Annotated in this window: 15 protein-coding genes and 1 pseudogene; 11 read left to right on the top strand and 5 right to left on the bottom strand. The window is 46.4% G+C overall.

Annotation, left to right across the window (positions count from 1 at the left end):
- Nucleotides 1-178 precede the first annotated feature (178 nt).
- The 6 genes from R7E78_RS02425 to R7E78_RS02400 all read left to right on the top strand — a co-directional run bounded on the left by R7E78_RS02425 (nucleotide 179) and on the right by R7E78_RS02400 (nucleotide 7,409).
- On the top strand, nucleotides 179-2,170 hold the full coding sequence (locus R7E78_RS02425; RefSeq protein ID WP_054575383.1) for a U32 family peptidase: 1,992 nt from the start codon (nucleotides 179-181) through the stop codon (nucleotides 2,168-2,170).
- 105 nt (nucleotides 2,171-2,275) lie between these two features.
- Nucleotides 2,276-2,521 carry a DUF3297 family protein gene (locus R7E78_RS02420; RefSeq protein ID WP_005374689.1) on the top strand — a complete coding sequence of 82 codons (246 nt, stop codon included), beginning with the start codon at nucleotides 2,276-2,278 and terminating at the stop codon, nucleotides 2,519-2,521.
- Nucleotides 2,522-2,746: 225 nt separating this feature from the next.
- The gene (locus tag R7E78_RS02415) at nucleotides 2,747-3,457 is read left to right on the top strand and encodes an ABC transporter ATP-binding protein (RefSeq protein ID WP_318057603.1); all 711 of its coding nucleotides are present in this window, start codon (nucleotides 2,747-2,749) and stop codon (nucleotides 3,455-3,457) included.
- Entirely contained in the window at nucleotides 3,444-5,954 is a 2,511-nt protein-coding gene (locus R7E78_RS02410) for an ABC transporter permease (RefSeq protein ID WP_318057602.1), read from the top strand. Before R7E78_RS02415 ends, R7E78_RS02410 begins: the two co-directional genes overlap by 14 nt.
- On the top strand, nucleotides 5,954-7,063 hold the full coding sequence (locus R7E78_RS02405; protein ID WP_017820081.1) for a lipocalin-like domain-containing protein: 1,110 nt from the start codon (nucleotides 5,954-5,956) through the stop codon (nucleotides 7,061-7,063). Before R7E78_RS02410 ends, R7E78_RS02405 begins: the two co-directional genes overlap by 1 nt.
- A gap of 79 nt (nucleotides 7,064-7,142) precedes the next feature.
- Nucleotides 7,143-7,409, top strand: a complete 267-nt coding sequence (locus R7E78_RS02400) for a DUF2999 family protein (RefSeq protein WP_004746427.1) — start codon at nucleotides 7,143-7,145, stop codon at nucleotides 7,407-7,409.
- Between the two features lie 111 nt (nucleotides 7,410-7,520).
- On the opposite strand, the gene R7E78_RS02395 is transcribed toward R7E78_RS02400, so the two are convergent.
- A complete protein-coding gene (locus R7E78_RS02395; RefSeq protein WP_318057601.1) occupies nucleotides 7,521-8,108 on the bottom strand; it encodes a GNAT family protein in 588 nt (195 codons plus the stop codon).
- A gap of 91 nt (nucleotides 8,109-8,199) precedes the next feature.
- Nucleotides 8,200-9,062: pseudogene (locus R7E78_RS02390) on the bottom strand (helix-turn-helix domain-containing protein).
- Between the two features lie 184 nt (nucleotides 9,063-9,246).
- On the opposite strand from R7E78_RS02390, the gene R7E78_RS02385 reads away from it, so the two are divergent.
- Nucleotides 9,247-10,146: a GyrI-like domain-containing protein gene (locus R7E78_RS02385; RefSeq protein ID WP_009706616.1), complete on the top strand. Its 900-nt coding sequence runs from the start codon at nucleotides 9,247-9,249 to the stop codon at nucleotides 10,144-10,146.
- 299 nt (nucleotides 10,147-10,445) lie between these two features.
- A complete protein-coding gene (locus tag R7E78_RS02380; RefSeq protein ID WP_318057600.1) occupies nucleotides 10,446-11,543 on the top strand; it encodes an ElyC/SanA/YdcF family protein in 1,098 nt (365 codons plus the stop codon).
- A gap of 78 nt (nucleotides 11,544-11,621) precedes the next feature.
- On the opposite strand, the gene R7E78_RS02375 is transcribed toward R7E78_RS02380, so the two are convergent.
- On the bottom strand, nucleotides 11,622-12,044 hold the full coding sequence (locus tag R7E78_RS02375; RefSeq protein ID WP_054575380.1) for an organic hydroperoxide resistance protein: 423 nt from the start codon (nucleotides 12,042-12,044) through the stop codon (nucleotides 11,622-11,624).
- A 137-nt stretch (nucleotides 12,045-12,181) separates the two neighbouring features.
- On the opposite strand from R7E78_RS02375, the gene R7E78_RS02370 reads away from it, so the two are divergent.
- The 3 genes from R7E78_RS02370 (at nucleotide 12,182) to ahpF (ending at nucleotide 15,407) form a co-directional block, all read left to right on the top strand.
- Nucleotides 12,182-12,640 carry a MarR family winged helix-turn-helix transcriptional regulator gene (locus tag R7E78_RS02370; RefSeq protein ID WP_005383518.1) on the top strand — a complete coding sequence of 153 codons (459 nt, stop codon included), beginning with the start codon at nucleotides 12,182-12,184 and terminating at the stop codon, nucleotides 12,638-12,640.
- A 305-nt stretch (nucleotides 12,641-12,945) separates the two neighbouring features.
- Nucleotides 12,946-13,503, top strand: a complete 558-nt coding sequence (gene ahpC / locus R7E78_RS02365) for an alkyl hydroperoxide reductase subunit C (RefSeq protein ID WP_005374632.1) — start codon at nucleotides 12,946-12,948, stop codon at nucleotides 13,501-13,503.
- A 335-nt stretch (nucleotides 13,504-13,838) separates the two neighbouring features.
- Nucleotides 13,839-15,407, top strand: a complete 1,569-nt coding sequence (gene ahpF, locus R7E78_RS02360) for an alkyl hydroperoxide reductase subunit F (protein WP_318057599.1) — start codon at nucleotides 13,839-13,841, stop codon at nucleotides 15,405-15,407.
- A gap of 249 nt (nucleotides 15,408-15,656) precedes the next feature.
- Here the strand turns inward: ahpF and R7E78_RS02355 are convergent, their stop codons facing one another.
- Both R7E78_RS02355 and R7E78_RS02350 read right to left on the bottom strand, forming a co-directional pair.
- Nucleotides 15,657-16,226, bottom strand: a complete 570-nt coding sequence (locus tag R7E78_RS02355) for an imm11 family protein (protein WP_025520467.1) — start codon at nucleotides 16,224-16,226, stop codon at nucleotides 15,657-15,659.
- An 11-nt stretch (nucleotides 16,227-16,237) separates the two neighbouring features.
- Nucleotides 16,238-16,843 carry an AHH domain-containing protein gene (locus tag R7E78_RS02350; protein ID WP_198039125.1) on the bottom strand — a complete coding sequence of 202 codons (606 nt, stop codon included), beginning with the start codon at nucleotides 16,841-16,843 and terminating at the stop codon, nucleotides 16,238-16,240.
- Between the last annotated feature and the right edge of the window lie 216 nt (nucleotides 16,844-17,059).

Here is a 17,059-nt window from a genome sequence, read left to right as displayed (position 1 = left end):
AGTGTAGGAAAACTATAGAAGTCAGATTCCGCTATCGCGAATTGCACTCTACCCACTCAAGAGTCGACCGTGTAACACGGATAAATTGATTCAGATTAATAAAGCATTAACTAGCCGAGCATCAAAAGCGTGAAATACGTAACATTTGCAGCCTATTTTAGTAAGAAAGAGAAAAGTAGTGACACGCGATCAATTTGAGTTATTAGCACCCGGTGGTGATTTAGATTCCATCAAAGCCGCCATTGCCGCTGGCGCCGATGCAATTTACTGTGGGCTCGACCGCTTCAATGCTCGTAACCGAGCGACCAACCTCACCTTAGATAACTTAAATGGCGTGTTAACGTTGGCCCATCAGCACAGCTGTAAGATTTTCCTAACGTTGAATGTGCTGATTTTAGAAAGTGAAATTCCAGCGATTGTTCGCTTGCTCAGCCAACTGAACACCACCAAAATCGATGGCGTGATCGTACAAGATCTCGGTCTGGCCTACATTCTCAAACATCACTTTCCCGATTTGGATGTGCACGCTTCAACGCAACTGAACACGCATAACGAAGGCCAAATCCTCTTTCTCAACCAGCTCACCGCAAGCCGAGTAAACTTATCTCGCGAACTTAACATCAGTGAGATAAAACATCTGGCGCAATTTGGTCGCGAGCACAACGTAATGATGGAAGTGTTTGTCCACGGCTCATACTGCATCGGATTCTCCGGAATTTGCTACATCAGTTCCGCTCGCAATGGCGCATCAGGTAACCGTGGACGCTGTAGCCAACCTTGTCGCGAACAGTACGAAACGACCAAAACAGGCAACAACTACCCACTCAATATGAAAGACAACTCCGCCTTTGGGGACTTGGAAGCGCTTGCCGATGCTGGCGTGTATTCATTAAAAGTGGAAGGGCGAATCAAGAAATCGCACTACGTCTATACCGTGGTCGACAATTGGCGCCAGCAAATCGATCGCTTGTGCGAGGGTTTGGAACTCTCTGAAGACACCACAGAGTTATACACGGTATTCAACCGTGATTTCTCCAACGCATTTTTGCAAGGTGATTTCGGCAAGGCGATGTACATCGACAACCCGCGCGACCATGCTGTAAAGCATTTTTCGAAGGTTTACCAATGCCAGTCTGCTGATGATGTACAAGCGGTGAAAAAGAAACTCTACGATGACAAAACCGCGATCATTGAGAAAGTGGCAGAGCAAACTAAGTCGTTCGATGTCACTTCAACACAAGTATCCGGCAGCAGCTTGAAAGGGTCGATTGATGTACCAACTCTGCCAACGTTACCTCAACCAGAACCTCGCCAAGGTGCGCCAAAATTATCGGTTCTGATCTCGTCAGCACAAGAAGCCATGCTGTGCGAATACCACGACGTTGATGTTTACTATCAATTGCCAATGGGATTGTCTGGTGAACTGAGCGCGATGATTGAATTGTTCCAAGCCAACCCAATGCTCAAACCTTGGTTCCCAGCCATTTTGATTGGCGAAGACTACCACGCCGCGCGCGTATTTTTGGAAACCATCCAACCTGAGTTGTTGATCACCAACAACTCAGGTGTCGGCATGATCGCAAAAGAGCTCGGCTTAGGCTGGGTAGCAGGCCCACAACTGAACACGGTGAACTCATACGCGTTTAAATGCCTTCAAGACGAGTTCGCGGCAAGTGGCGCGTTTGTTTCTAACGAGCTGAATATGAAGCAGGTGCGTCACATGAAGCGTCCGAAAAACATGCGCAGCTTCTACAGCATTTATCACCCGAACACTCTACTCACGAGCCGCCAATGTTTGTTTCAACAAACCGAAGGATGCCGTAAGGTGAAGGTCAACAAAAGTTGTTTGAAACGCTGTGATAAACGCACGTCTATCATCAACTTAAAAGACAATCCTTACTTGGTGCAAAAACAAAAAGGCAGCCACAATTCAATCTACAGCGAGCACAACATCTTAAACCTGCAAGTGCTGCACGATCTGCCGCAATTGTTTACCGATGTGTTGATCGATCTGCGTGATATCCAGACCGAAACGAAAGTCTCAGCAAGCAAACCTGAGTTGATTGACGCGTTCTTAGCTCTACTTGAAGAACACAGCGAACAAACCGTCCAAACGCTGAATGCCATGATTCAACCAACAGCCAACGCGCAGTATTTAAAGGGGTTGTAGGAGTTACTTGAAAGTTAAACAACGCATCGACTCTCAACATATCTTGAACACACACAGTGCACTGACTACAATAGCGCACTTTTTACGGAATTTAGGTCACACAAAATGACAGACACAGCTAAACCAGCTCTACCAGATCGCCTAGCGGGTAACCCACGTAGCCCATTCTTCATCAAAGAATGCTTCGAGCACCAAATCGGTATTCGTATCAACGGCCAAGAGCGTACTGACGTAGAAGAATACTGCATCAGCGAAGGTTGGGTAAAAATTGCTTCTCCTAAAGCAAAAGACCGTTTCGGTAACCCAATGCTAATCAAACTTAAAGGCGAAGTTGAAGCGTACTACGTGTAAGCTGACCACGCTGAATGTATTTGAAAGCTCGAGTTTGACTCGGGCTTTTTTAATGCCTGTCATATCCCTCCTCATTTAATCTCTTCCCTCTTCTTTTCAGTACAAGTTATTAAGAAATCGATGTAAATCGCTGTTTTTATCTGATTGTTGTCTAAAGTTTCTAAAGAACGAACAGCAATAAGCATTGCCAAAAGAAACGACACCTTTTGAATACAGGGAGAGGAAATGGAAAGCCCACTTGTCACACTCAAACACGCCAGCAAAAGCTTTGTCGATGGCAAAGAGACACATCGCGTGTTGGAAGGCGTCGACTTCACGTTGAACACAGGAGCGAGTGTTGCGCTGACGGGCGCAAGTGGCAGCGGCAAAAGTACTTTGCTCAATGTCATCGCTGGCTTTGAGCCGCTTTCCGATGGTGAGTTGTGGTTAGATGGCGATAACACGGCGGCTTGGAAAGACCCACAATGGAGCCGATTTCGACATCAAAAACTCGGTGTTATCTTCCAGCAATTCAATCTATTAACGCCGCTCAACGTGCAGCAAAACACCGCCTTCCCTCTGCATTTGAATCAACAGAAATGGAACGACTGGTGCGATTATTTGGTCGAGACTCTAGGTATCAGCCAACTTCTCGACAGGCATGTTTCTGCCCTTTCCGGAGGTCAACAACAACGAGTCGCGATTGCGCGCGCATGGGCACACAAACCTAAGCTTCTACTCGCCGATGAACCCACAGGTAACCTCGACCAAAAAGCAGGCTTGGAAGTGATGAAACTACTCAGTGAAATCACCACCCAAGGCAATACCGCCGCGCTCTTGGTGACCCACAGCCATGAATGCGCTGAATTTATGAAAGCACGGCTGCGATTGGATAACAGTCAGCTACAGAACAGCCATCAAGTAAACAAACATGAGCTTCACCATGAAGCAAACTAAGCCATCAAACAACAGATTCACTCATACTCGACTCGCCCTGAATCTGTTTGCAGCGCACTATCGGCAGGCGCCACTGCAAGCCGCCGCGATTCTGATCGGTATCGTGTTGGCTGTGACCTTATTCGTTGCGGTGCAAGCCATCAACCTCAATGCCAAACGAAGTTATGCGGAATCTACCGAGCAGCTTAGCGCACAAGCTCAGAACTTAATTATTCCACCAGCAGGGCAAAACTATCTGCCCGAGTCTCTTTATTTCACCCTTAGACAAAACGGGCTCAGTGCAGCACTACCTGTAATCGAAGGGCGAGTGAGAGACGAACAAGGGCGTCGCTGGTCAGTGCAAGGTAGTGAGTTGATTGCCGCAATTTCCTCACGTTCGCGCTATTCGTCAGAAAACCAACAAAACGTGTCTTTGTTCGACAGTGCTTTACCTTTACCTGAGCTTTTGGCCGGTAAGCCGATCGTGATGATGAGCCAATCTCAACATCAAAACTTAGGGGAAGTAGAAACCCTAACTCTGGATGACATTCCAACCCAAGTGGTGGTGCTACAAGACGAATGGCAGTTAGGTAGCCGAATGTTGATGGACATTGGCTTTGCCCAGCAACTGCTCAATAAACAAGGGCAGCTCAGTTACATTGCAGTTTTCCATTCGGGTGATAAAGGGGATAAAGACACGCAGGCAAATTGGCAGAAGCTGATTAGCGATCAAGGGCAATGGATTTCCAATAACCAAAGTACAGACCTTGGTTCGCTGACCGACAGCTTTCACCTCAACCTCACCGCAATGAGCTTACTCGCGTTTTTAGTCGGGCTGTTCATCGCTTACAACGGCGTAAAGTACAGCTTGCTGAAACGCAATCGGCTGTTAGTGCAAATTCAACAAGCGGGTGTTGCGCCGAGCATTGTGTTCTCTGCGCTGTTAGTTGAGCTCACTCTTCTCGTTACCATCGGCGCTTCCCTCGGTTTTGTATTGGGCATGCAGCTTAGCCACTGGTTACATCCGACCGTGGCACTGACTCTAAAGCAACTTTATGGCGCGACACTGCTGCCCGGAACTTGGCAGTGGCAATGGTGGGCACAAGCATTGCTACTCACGTTAGTCGCCACCCTGTTGGCATGTTGGCAGCACTTTAAACAGCGAGTGCGCCAGCCGCTTTCCTCTCATGGCGTATTTTATCAAGCGCCGGAAGCCTCTAACGAAAACCAATTGTTCGTGATAGGTGCTTCGTTGACGGCTCTCGCACTCGCAGGGTTATGGTTGAGTGAGCATCACCGCTTCACCATGGCGTGGCTCGGCGTGCTTGTGGTGTCGATTCCTTTATATCTACCCAAAACACTCAGCGTCTTAGCCAATTGGTGTGAAAAACGCACCAATTCCGGTTTGATGCAGTATCTTTTTGCTGAGTTGCGCGAGCTGATTTCTCCGCTTTCTCTCGCCATGATGGCACTGCTACTCGCCGTTACAGCCAATATGGGGATGAATACGCTAGTGGGCAGTTTTGAATCCACCTTAAAACAGTGGTTAGAACAAAGGCTACACGCCGATATTTACGTCAGCCCTGCCCAAGGAGAAATCGCTGATGTAGAGCGCGCGTTAGGGCAGTTCAATAATGTTGAGACCGTCTACAAGCAATACTACGTCGACGATAACCTGCAAGGCTTACCGATTTTGCTTGGTACCAAAGACAAAGACACCTTAGAACAAACCATGGTGTTCAAATCGCATTTGGAGAACTTCTGGTCACGCTTTTACCAAGGTGAGTTGGTCGCTATCAGTGAACCAACCGCGGTCAAACTGGGTTTATCACTGGGTAGCGCGCTCACGCTTGATGCCGTTCCAAATAAGAACCTGCTTGTGGGTGCGGTATTCCACGATTACGGCTCACCCAACGGTGAAGTGTTATTGGCACCCAAATTATGGCAAGAGAGTGGCTTTACCGACCTGCCAACAAGCCTTGGCATTAAAGTATCAGGAGACCCACAAATCGTATACGAGCAACTGCGCGAGCAATTGAATCTGCATCCAAGTCAGCTCTACGATCAGGCGCAAATCAAATCCATCGCGTTGGATATTTTCTCGCAGACCTTCGCCATTACACGCGCACTCAACGGCGTGACGTTGATGGTCGCGGTGATTGGTTTGTTCAGTGCTTGTTTTATGTTGCTCGACGCGCGCAAAGCCGCCATTGCAAGGCTGTATGCACTTGGCGTCAGCCGTCGTAAATTAATGACCATGGTGGTCGGGCAGATCGTCGCTTTGGTCAGTTTTACGCTGGTCATTGCCCTGCCCCTCGGTGCGATGGTGGGTTATGTACTGACAGACATCGTCACCTTACGAGCTTTTGGTTGGAGCTTAAATTATCTGTGGAATTGGAGTGATGCGCTGAGCATTGCGGCAATCACCATCTTGGTGGCAGTGATCGCAACCTTGATTCCGCTGTGGCGATTGGTCAGTAAGCCTGTCGTCTCCAGTTTGCAAAGCGAGGTCTTGTGATGGTTCGATTGGCAAGCAAGCTTACTCTACTCATAAGCAGCTTATTCCTATTCGGTTGTGAAGATGCGCAGCAACAAAATATGGGAACTTTTCTGGGCAGTGGAGATATGCAAAGCGAAAGCAACCTATTCACACCCGTAGAAAAAGGGGTTGAACTCACCTTTCCTACCGATCATCAAGCGCACCCAAACTTTCGTCATGAATGGTGGTACTTAACCGCTAACTTAATTGATGAAGAAGGCAACCCACTTGGCGTTCAATGGACACAATTTCGCTTTGCTGCTGCGCCGCCAACGGGCGAAGATGACGTGAAGAAAACCGAGTGGCAAACTCAGCAAATCTACATGGCGCACAGCGCAGTCACGACAACCGACAAACACTATGCAGATGAAAAATGGTCACGCGCTCAAGCGTCCTTAGCCGGCGTCGATAGCTCTCCATTTCGTGTTTACCTCGATGATTGGCAGTGGACCTCTTCAACCAACGACCTCTTCCCTGCCACGCTAAATGCCAATTCAGAGCAGTTTGGCTACTCACTAAAACTGACCAGCAGCGCACCTTATCAAAAGCAAGGCGAGCAAGGTTACAGCACCAAAAGTGCCGATGGTCAGGTGGCTTCGTATTACTACAGCCAACCGTTTATTGATGTCTCCGGTGAAGTCACCATCGACGGCGAAACTCATCAAGTGTCGGGTGAAGGCTGGATAGATCGAGAGTGGAGCTCGCAATTCTTACTCGACTCACAACAAGGCTGGGACTGGTTTGCTCTGAGGTTGAGTGACAAAACCAGCTTGGTGGTGTTCCAGTTGCGGGATTCCAAAACCGGACAAGCTAGTTACGCCAGCGCAAAGCTGATGCAGCAAGATGGCTCTGGCATCGCCATTTCTCAAAAAGACATTCGCTTAATAGCAACCAAGCAAACAGAAATCCAAGGGCGAAAGTATCCAACCCAGTGGCAAGTGTCGATTCCAAATCAGCAAATTGAGCTTACCGTTTCTGCTCTCAACCCGAACGCGAAAATGCCGCTTTCGGTACCTTATTGGGAAGGCCCAGTACGTATTGAGGGCTCTCATTCTGGGACTGGTTACATGGAGCTAACGGGGTATTGAAATGTTGAGCGGGAGCCCCAATTATTCTACTAGAACAAATACTGGCAACCAAGTCATACACTGATTGAAAGGAAATATGATGAACCCAATTATCGCCTTGCTGAAAGAGAACAACATCAGCGATGAGCAAATCAACGAGATTTTTCAGACTCTGACGCAAAACCCTCTAGCGGCAATGGCAACAATCAGCCAACTAGGTTTGCCACAAGACAAGCTACAAATGCTGATGGCGCAAGTGATGCAAAACCCTGCGCTAATCAAAGAAGCCGTAGACGAGTTGGGATTGGATTTCTCAAAGGTTGAAGAAGCAAAAGAGAAGCTTCAAAGCCAAAACCAAGGCAACTAAGTCTTAGCCATTTAGCGCTGAATATAGAAAAGGCCGTTAACCCGAGCATGTGGGTTAACGGCCTTTTTTGTTCGCTACGTTGTTGTTAGCTACTTTTTTGTCGGCTAATTATTAGCGATTTAAAGACGCGAATTGCTCTGCGGTCATACCGTAGTAGAGCTTGTCGTCAAAGCCTTGCTCTAGTTTATAGTAGTCTTTCTGACGGCCTTCTTGAGTAAAACCATTTTTCTCTAACGTCTTGTAAGAACCAGCATTAGAAGCGTAGCAATCGGCACTGACTTTATGGGCGTTTAACTCAGTAAATCCAATCTCGGTCATCATTTGGCAAGCGCGAGTCGCGACGCCTTTGCCCCATGCGCAAGTAGGTAACTGATAACCCACTTCGTAGTTGCCAGTTAAGAACATCACTGCGGTCACCGTACACATTCCCATGTACTGACCTTGCTGGTCACGAATCACGAACGTTGGGCTATCTGACCAAACACCGTCTTTAATCGCTTGTGCCGTATTTTCAATAATAGGGCCAAAGAAGCCTTCATACAGGTTGTTATCAGCAGGTGCGAAGAACAGATACTGATTGACCTTATCGTCGTTCAGCATCTCGATAATATCTTGTAGATCAGAGCCTTGAATCAGTTGGATAGTCAACGATTCATTAAATGGAATGGCTTCGCCTTGTTTTAGTTTTTGATATGACATGTGTTACCTCGTTATCTGCTGAAAATAGTAGCCCAGCGGATAAGAGAAAAATTGGATTTTTGCGACAACTTTCGGGCTGATTAGCAATGTATTACGACTCAAAATCGCCATAGATATCGATGGTTAAGTCACGTTTTTTCAGGTATTTGCTCGGCGTTTTTCTTAGCTGATGTTTGAGGGTACGAATCAAATGCGATTGGTCACTGAAACCAAATTGTTGTGAGAAACTCGCCCAATCAATCGCTTCTTGTTGCTTGTAGAGAGTCAAAATCATCTGCTCCAGACGCGCCATTTGTTGATACTGCTTAACGCTCAACCCCACCACTTGTTTGAAACTGCGCTCAAGCGTTCTGCGAGAACAGGCGCACTGTTTGGCTATCTCATCAATATCCATCGCTAACTCAGGTGAACGTAGCGCTTGAGCGTCCATCACGGATACCGCTTTTGTGACGCCAAAAACGGTTTGGTACGGCAAGGTTCGATATCTAACGCATCTAAATGTTGTTTGATGTAGTTCAGCAAACATTGCGATGAACCTTGCAACTCTAACTGCCATAAGCCTTGTTGAAAGCGCTCATCAAACGCCGCGTTAAGCCAATCAAACCATTCGCATTGGTTAATTGCACTAACTTGGGATGCATCACTAAACCGTGATTCAATGGCATAAAAACCCTCTGGGCGAAAGGTGATACCAATACGCTTGATGGGAGCCGTATCTTCCAACAACAGTAAATGTTCGTTAGCCATTAACAAGTGGCAGCCTTTGCCAGCAAGCTTTGTGTGTCCCGTGTCGTAGCTGTAGCCTTGCTCTGGTGGCGTAAAGAGTAAATGAGCACGCGGGTTTGGGATAAGGTGCGGCTTGGGGTCAATGACTTCACCCTCTGGCACTTCCAAGTACCAAACTTGATGAATGAGCCATTCGTACTCTGGCAGAGACTGTTTCCAAGCTATCATGATTGTCCTAGCGGTTAGTAAAGATAATGGGCGCAACGTTTTTGCTTAAACATCTGCTCGTTGAGTGTGACTGATTGACGCTCATCTCGCCACGCATTTCTCACGCTGCTCCCTTGCAAGCTTGTTGGATTGCGGTAGGCTTTGAGCAGAGAAAACAAGCTGAACAGAACAAGGAAATCCCCCGATGCGCGTCGACTACCACCAACGACTGGTTCCTGTGATTCGTTATTTAGAACAACACTTTAATGAACCACTCAATCTGCCAGAAGTGGCCGCGCTGGCGAACCTTTCTCCTTATCACTTTCATCGCACCTTCAAAGCCGTGCAAGGCGAGACATTGGCTGATTTCATTCGACGTTTGCGTCTAGAAGCCGCCGCCGATGACTTATTCAAATCCAAGCAACCGGTATTAAACATTGCCTTAGAGTACGGATTTTCTAGCTCACAGAGCTTAGCCAAAGCCTTCAAGCAACATTATGGCGTTACACCTACGGCCTTTCGCGACTGCGAAAACTACCAGCAGTTTTCTGAATTAGCACGAAACAGCAAGATTGGACACACGTTGCGCAAGAATGGAAACGAAGTAACACCAAGCGATTCATATACTGGCTCTGAACTCACCAAATGGAGCATGACAATGGAAACGCAAAACTTTGAAAAAGCAAAACTGGCTTACATTCGCGTAAACGGCCCTTACGGCCAAGGCTATGAGGAGCCATCAGGTCGCTTGTATCAATGGGCAGGAATGAAAGGTTTGGCAGGCAATACCTGCATCTTCATCTACCATGACAATCCAGAAATCACGCCAGACGAGAAGTGTCGCACTGATATCTGCTTGATGGTGCCAGAAGATACGGAAGTTCCAAAAGGCATTGAGCTGCAAGACTTCCCCGGTGGTCAATATGCGGTGATGCGCCAGCACATTACTGACCCGAGCCAATACTCAAAAGCATGGGATGATGTCATGAGCAAGGTAATTGAATCCGGTATTGAGAACGACGACCGTCCTTGCTTTGAGCTTTACCACAGCTTCGACCCACAAACGCATCATGCAGACGTTAGCTTCTGCACCGCGATCAAATAAACCAAAAGCCTGCATCGTTGCAGGCTTTTTCATTTCTTACTCTGGTCGCTTAAATCCCTTCTTCTAAACGCTGTTTATCTTTTAATCCAATTACTTAGAATACGAACGAATACCTTTTTATTTTCGTGATCCTACTTCGCGTTTTGACTACGCGCGTTCATTCGCTCGACTGAGTTGGGATTCATTTCACAGATTATTCATGAAGCGAACCTAGACTGAAAAAAACTCCATCGACCCCGTTCGACCTACAACGCTAGGCACAATAAAAACTAGGTGCTACAGCACCTCTAGGACATTCCATGAAGAAGAACTTACTTGCCATTGCTCTTGGTAGCGTGATTGCGCTGACTGCTGCCCCATACTCTATCGCGGCTAACGATGCTGCCGTCCAATCTTCCGCCGATTACTCACAAATCGTCACTAAACGTCAGGTTGTCGACCAACTTCTCAACGACGCGGTACAAGCATTCAAATCCCCTGCGCGTATCTCACATGCGGGTTTTACCGCCAAAATGCCGAGCAACATGGAGATTGTTACCGACCGCTTATTAGAAGCGTACAAACTTGAGCCGTACCGTACTGACCTACTGATTTCTGCAGCAAACGCGCAGATCTACAACAAGAATGCAGACCGCGCGATTGAACTGTTTGAACAAGCCCTTTCTGTTGCACCAGATGATGTGGATTTGCACGCTTACTTAGCGGTATGGCAACGCTTTGAGGGCAACCAAGCGGAATCAGCGAAACACATGGCGACGCTCACTAAGCTCAATGCAGGTAAAGCCGCAGACATCCAACGCATCTTCGACACCGTAGACCGCGTACTTGCCACGCCACTAAAAGAGAAAGCCGACAAAGGTAAATTGGATGACAAAGGCGCAATCGTCACATTGGGATACGCGCTGAACCCAGATGGTTCAATGCATCAAATCTTGGTTGAGCGTTTGGAAACCACGCTAGCCATGGCAAAAGCAAACCCAGACGCGTTGATCGTATTGAGGGGCGGCGTACCAAAGAACCACAAAACCGAAGGCAAGTTAATGGCGGATTGGCTGATTGAAAAAGGCATCAGCAAAGATCGCATCATTGAAGAAAACTACGCCACCAGCACGGTAGGTAACGCTCTATTCAGCAGCTACGCATTGGCACGTCATAACATTAAACACGCGACCATCATCAGCTCAGCGAGCCACGTACGCCGTGGTCAAACCTTGTTTGAAATCGCAAGCTGGCAAACTGGACCACAAGACATCACTTTTGACACAGTGAGCTACCCAGACAAGCCACTGAAAGACTTAGCCAAAGCCAGCGATGGCGAACTGCTTGGTATCTACCGCGATGCACTGCGTACTTACGGCATGTGGAGCTACCGCTCTTACCCGCTAGAGTCGCGTTAAGTATTCTCACTTCATACCAATCAAAAAAAGCCTGCGTACTTGCAGGCTTTTTTGTCTTTGTTCCGTGGTAAGACCCGCTTAAATCGCTTCGCCGTTTACCGTTACTGCCACATCAATGTTGCCACGAACTGCGTTTGAGTATGGGCAAACTTGGTGTGCAATGCGCGTTAGCTCTAGCGCTTGTTCTTGTGGCATATCTAGCTCTACCGCTAGACTCACTGTTAGAGCGAAGCCGCCGTTGTCGTTCGGACCGATACCTACTTCCGCTGTTACGGGTGCGCTTTTCAGGTCTACTTTACCTTCACGTGCTACGTGCAGAACCGCGTTAGAAAAACATGCCGAATAGCCTGCTGCGAACAGCTGTTCTGGGTTAGTTGCTGCGCCTGTGCCGCCCATTTCCTTCGGATACGACAGCTCTAGATCGAGAAGACCGTCATCTGTTTTTACTTGACCATTACGACCAGCCAAAGCGGTAGCTTGAGTTTTGTATAGAGTAGTCATGCGAGTATCCTTCTTAATTTAAGTTGCACACAATTTAATTGCTCACAATCTTAGATCGAAGTAAAGATCGTTTGCAACTATATTGTGCACAATTTATTTTATGACTCTCTTTCTCTATGAGCAGGTAGGCAACGCCAATGAGCCAGTGTTACACCGACAACACCATGACCGACGACGATAAACTCTTACTCGAAAACCAAGTTTGCTTCCCGCTCTACAGCGCAGCAAATGCAGTGATCCGAGCTTACCGCCCGTTGCTGGACGAGCTTGATCTGACTTATTCGCAGTACTTAGTGATGATGGTGCTGTGGGAGAAAGACGGTGCTAGTGTGAAAGAACTGGGATCACAACTGCATTTGGACTCAGGCACACTCACACCGCTGCTTAAACGCTTAGAAGCAAAAGGCTATGTAGAGCGTGGTCGCAGTGAAACCGATGAGCGTGTTCGCGTACTCAACCTAACAGAACAAGGTCGTGATCTTAAGGAACAAGCCAAGTCAGTGCCAAACGCCATGATGTGTAAAATCACCTTAGAGCTAGATGAAATGATCATGCTGAAGAAGCTGTGTGGCAAAGTGCTCGACAATCTGAGCTAACAAAATAGAAGCATCCGCTTCCTCACTTCCTATTAGAAGGAGCCTGCCGAGATGCAGGCTCTTTCGATCTTAGCCAGACGATCCACTTAAGGTCATCATCGGTATTCTCTATTGCTAATCTGCCTTCATCTTCAATAAAACCTATCAAAGCAAACTCACTTACATCGGATTTCCCTATCAAGTGAAATAGGAAATGGCTATCAATAGGATAGCTACAAGCGATTTTCCTTAAACACACTCCGATGAGAATATACTTTCCGAAAGCAACAACAGCTCAGCTTAAAACATTCAAAGGAAAGTAAATTATGATTAATACTCAAATCAAACCATTTGCAGCTACAGCGTACAAAAACGGCGAATTCGTTGAAGTAACAGAACAAGACGTTCTAGGTAAATGGGCAGTATTCTTCTTCTACCCAGCAGACTTTACGTTTGTATGTCCAACAGAACTGGGCGACCTAGCAGACCACTACGAAGAGCTACAAAAACGTGGCGTAGAAGTTTACTCAGTATCAACTGACACACACTTCACTCACAAAGCATGGCACGACAGCTCAGACACAATCGGTAAGATTCAGTACTACATGCTTGGCGACCAAACAGGCAACATCACAAACAACTTCGGTGTGATGCGTGAAGGTCAAGGTCTTGCAGACCGTGCAACGTTCCTAATCGACCCAGAAGGAACTATCCAAGCAATGGAAATCACTGCTGAAGGTATCGGTCGTGACGCAGAAGACCTACTACGCAAAGTGAAAGCAGCTCAATACGTAGCAGCGCACCCAGGCGAAGTTTGCCCAGCTAAGTGGAAAGAAGGTGAAGAGACACTAGCTCCATCACTAGACCTAGTTGGCAAAATCTAAGCCACTGAAATTTAAGTTCTAATCAGTTCCCGATTTCCTTTTTCTGATTAGAACTGAATTAGAGAGCACTTCAGGTTAGATACCTTGACGACCTTCTGCCTGATTTGCTCTCTCCCCCTCAGGTTTTATCTACAGTAACCACTTTTTATTACCTATCTGAATAAGTAGGTGTGCAGTAATTGCGTAGAAAAAATCGTTTAGAACCAGGCATAGATTTTCGATAGCTAGTTACTCTAACTACAAAATCTATAACGCAGTTATCAACGATTTTAGCTAGCAAGAATGAACAAATACTTGTTTTGATTGGTAACTATTTAATTAAGGTAGTAACAACTATGTTAGACCAAGCGATCCAACAACAACTCAAACAATATCTGGCTAATGTAAAAGAAGAAGTTCGTTTAGTGGTTAGTCTAGATGAAAGCAAAGCATCGAATGACATTTTGTCTCTAGCGAACCAAATCGCAGAGATGAGCGACCTAATCACGGTTGAACGTGACGACAACGCAAGCGCACGTAAACCAGTGATGGCGGTAACTAACCCAGCTAAAGGCACAGCACTACGCTTTGCAGGCTTGCCAATGGGTCACGAATTTACCTCTCTAGTATTGGCACTGCTTCATTCTGGCGGTCACCCAATCAAACTAGAACCAGAAGTGATTGAGCAAATCGCAGCACTAGACAAAGATCTAGACGTAGAAATCTTCATTTCATTGTCGTGTCAAAACTGTCCGGACGTGGTTCAAGCGTTCAACATGATGGCGGCGATCAACCCGAAAGTAAAAGCAACCATGATCGACGGTGGTTTGTTCCAAGATGAAGTGAAACAACGCGACATCATGGCAGTACCAAGTGTATTCGTGAACGGTGAGCTATTCGGTCAAGGCCGTATGTCTCTGACTGAAATCCTAAACAAAGTGGATGACGGCGCGAGCGAGAAAGCGGCGAAAGCACTGAGCGAAAAAGACCCATACGACGTGCTTGTTGTCGGCGGTGGTCCTGGTGGTAGCGCAGCTGCACTATACGCTGCTCGTAAAGGTATTCGTACTGGCGTTGTTGCTAAGCGTTTTGGTGGTCAGGTTATGGACACCATGGCAATCGAGAACTTCATTTCGGTAAAACGTACTGAAGGTCCAAAACTAGCAACTGACCTAGCAGAACACCTAAAAGAATACGACGTAGACGTCGTGACTGAGCAACAAGCTGAGAAGCTAATGGGCGCAGCACATACAGAAGATGGTTTGATTCACATCCAACTTGAAAGCGGCGCAATGCTGAAGAGTAAGAGTGTCATCTTAAGCCCTGGTGCACGCTGGCGTGAAATGAACGTTCCGGGTGAGCAAGAGTACCGCAACAAAGGTGTCGCGTACTGCCCACACTGTGACGGCCCACTGTTCAAAGGCAAGAAAACCGCAGTTATCGGTGGTGGTAACTCAGGCATCGAAGCTGCTATCGACCTTGCTGGTATTGTAGAACATGTAACGGTTCTTGAATTTGCAGACGTACTTCGTGCAGACCAAGTGCTTATCGACAAAGCGAACTCACTACCAAACGTAGACATCATCACGATGGCGCAAACAACAGAAGTAGTGGGTGACGGTACTCGCGTAACAAGCTTGAAGTACAAAGATCGCAACACAGATGAGATCAAAGAGATTGAATTGTCAGGTATCTTTGTTCAAATCGGTCTAGTACCAAACACAGAATGGCTAAAAGATTCAGAAGTAGCCTTATCTGAGCGCGGCGAGATTGAAGTCGGTAGCCGTGGCGATACTAGCTTAGAAGGTGTGTTCGCAGCGGGTGACGCAACAACCGTTCCTTACAAGCAGATCATCATTGCGATGGGTGAAGGTGCAAAAGCAAGCTTAGGCGCATTTGACTACCTAATCCGTAAGCAAGGCTAATCTCCAAATTTCTTGGACACAAAGCGCACGGTGCTGTGTTTTCTTCCCCGGAAAACCAATCGGGGCACCGTGACAGCGATGAGTAACAAGAAATAAAATCAAAAAACTAGAAGCCCAAAGACTTTGCCAGCAGGTACTAACTGCTGGCTTTTTTGGTTTTTTTTTTGGGGGGGGGAAACAAATTATTACTAGAAATAACAGAGTAAAATAAAGCTGCCGAAATACACTTAGGGTGAAACATTGCGGGCTTTAACTCGTTTCTACTGCTTCAAATATCAGACCTTTTAGCTGACAACGATGGTAAATTTCATACAAACCACCTAATTCATCATTGCAGTAAACACCGCTTCCGTTATTTTCAATCCTGAACAAGCCTCCGGATTTGATTGATTTACTACTCAACACTAATTTTTTAAACCGCTTTACACGACTTGGCTTACCATTAGCTCTTACATTTAACACAGTGCGATCCTTATCAATGGCATCGCAAGTTTTGAGTATGTTTATAGCATACCAACGCTCGCCAGCGACGCGTAATGGCAAAAACTCACAACTGGAATCAAGAGCTTCGTTTATTTGATTATATGCGGACTCAGAACAAGCAAACTCGCCTGCACGCCAGATTGCAAAATCAGGTTTTGTTGTAAGCATGTGGTTATCACTCACCCACTCCAAATCAATAATCATCCAAGTATCAGCGACGCGCTCACCACATAACTCCCGCAAATCGCCATCCGAGTATTGTATAGAAATCTCTAGTTGAGTTTCTTGTAAAAAAGGGAAATTCTCAACATCATGATTTAGTTTAAAAACTTTCATCTTTTGCTTACTTAAATCAAACGGTTAACTGGGAAGTCCCCATCATGTAACATTTCTCCGACTTCACGCAAGGTATCAATGATACCAGTACGACCAAGTCCTTCTGCGATCGTATCTCGAAGGAGAGAGTCCACGTTGAGATAATAAACCATAGTATGTGTTTGGCTATGAGCTACTTTTGTTGGAATACCATCATGAGGTATATGACACCTGAAACGAGGTAGCCAAACACCGTTCGCCTCATGGTCAATATCTATTCCCCATGCAGCTAAACGCAATCTCGAACGAGAGCAGGCCGCGCTTTTATCATCAAACCAAGGAACTATATGGTGAGCACAAGTATTGCTAGGCTTTGGTCCTCGATTTGCCGAAAGCATGTTTTTGGCTAAGTTTTGACTATGTCTCTTGTGATGTTCCCACCGTATATGTCTACTCAGCAGCAAATCATCCTTACTTATATTTCCTTTTCTAAACTTTACAGCGTCAATTACTCGTCCTGCATAGTGAATCGCAAAGGCTTGAGCCTGCTGTTTAGCCAAACTAGGGTTACCTGTCGAATTAAGCAAATCAATCTCTAACTCTTTAATCGACACACATTTTTCTTTCACACCACTCACAAACAAACCCTTTGCAATAAAATAAGTGTAAAAAATAAACTATGAATCTAGTTGTTAAAATGCTTATTAGTAAGTCTACAAAAGCAGTCTAATATTCTTGAAAATGACAGTATTATATATTTCCATCTATAAACTAACTATTTTCAAACTGTCCGTTATACGCAACCTGTTGACTCCTACTCTAAAGCCATCCACATCCCGAACTCTAAGTTAAAT

It is taken from the genome of Vibrio sp. YT-19(2023), from assembly GCF_033337395.1.
This window is presented reverse-complemented; position numbering and strand designations above follow the sequence as displayed.